Source organism: Nocardia donostiensis, from assembly GCF_002081715.1.
Lineage (GTDB): Bacteria > Actinomycetota > Actinomycetes > Mycobacteriales > Mycobacteriaceae > Nocardia > Nocardia donostiensis.
This window is the reverse complement of record NZ_MUKP01000118.1, coordinates 1-1,289: the sequence shown is the minus strand read 5'-3', so window position 1 is coordinate 1,289 and position 1,289 is coordinate 1. Positions and strand designations below refer to the sequence as shown.

Here is a 1,289-nt window from a genome sequence, read left to right as displayed (position 1 = left end):
GGATCGTCGCGGCGTTCACCGCCGACCGGCTGGAAGAAGCCCTTCGGCGTGGCATCCGCGCCGACCACCAGCGCCACGTCGCACAACCCGGCCAGAATCTGGGCGCGCGCGTTGGCGATGGCCTGGGCACCGGAAGCGCAGGCGGCGTAGCTGCTCGAGATCCGAGCACCCGACCATCCCAGCGCCTGGGCGAACGTCGCACCCGAGACGAAACCGGGGTAACCGTTGCGGATCGTGTCCGCGCCGGCGATATAGCCGACGTCGCGATGGTCCACTCCGGCATCGGCCAGCGCCGCGCGCGCCGCGACCAGCCCGTATTCGACGAAGTTGCGTCCCCACTTGCCCCACTGGTGCATGCCTGCACCGAGGACTGCGACATCGCGATCATTCGTGTCAGTCATCGACCGGCCTCCACATCCACACTGTGTGCTCGGCTTCCTCGTCTTCGTACAGCACGCCGAGGGTCAGTTCGACCGACATGCCGACGGCCAGGTCATCCACTGTGAGGCCGCGTACTACCTGCCCGAGAATCACCATCTGCTCGACCTCGAGTTCCACCGCTGCAACAACGTACGGCTCGAACGGATCGGGCGAGACATAGGGCGGGGGTGGCTTGTACCGGGCGTCCGCATACGACCAGATCCGGCCACGTGTGGAAAACAGGTACTCGGCGAGCTCGGAGCCGTCTTTCGGACCGACACACTGCGGGTTCCGACAGGCCAGTGTGTTCCGCGGGAAGTACGGCGTGCCGCAGGCAGTACAGCGACTTCCCTTCAGGCGCACTGTGCCGTCGTCCGCAGTGAACCAGTCGGCCACGGCGGGGCGTTGTTCTTTCTGCACAAGCCAGACGGTATAGGAACACGTTCTACTTTGGGGCGGAAATCCGCTCCATCGGTGCGCGGGCGGAGGTACAGTGCGACCGGATTGAGGATGCGATGGCATCCTCGAGTCGATCTGGAGTACCACAACACGATGTGCGCCGAAAACATTGCACTGCAGGCGATCCGCAACGTCACGATCATCGGGGACCCCAATGAGACGTCCCGCGTTGTCCACCGCCTGATCCGCCATCTCACCAAGACCGGGTCCGGCACGGCGGCCACGGTCCATTGGACGACGGACCACATCGATCACACGATTCGTATCGCCGAGATATCGAGCCATGCACCCATAGCGGCTCTGGAACGGTCCATCCGGGTAGCCGATGGCGTGATCGCGGTCATGAACGCTGCCGTGCAGAGCGCCCCGCGGCTCGAGACGATACTGCGAGTTGCCGATGACCATCAGGT

2 protein-coding genes are annotated in these 1,289 nt (G+C 64.5%); both read right to left on the bottom strand.

The genetic code is table 11. The features are described from left to right. Positions 1–401 (bottom strand): thiolase family protein (locus B0T44_RS26195; protein ID WP_303246081.1); only part of this gene is annotated, 401 nt, incomplete at its 3' end. Beyond that, positions 394–816, bottom strand: a complete 423-nt coding sequence (locus tag B0T44_RS26190; RefSeq protein ID WP_077116789.1) for a Zn-ribbon domain-containing OB-fold protein — start codon at positions 814–816, stop codon at positions 394–396. The genes B0T44_RS26195 and B0T44_RS26190, both read right to left, overlap by 8 nt. Positions 817–1,289 lie beyond the last annotated feature (473 nt).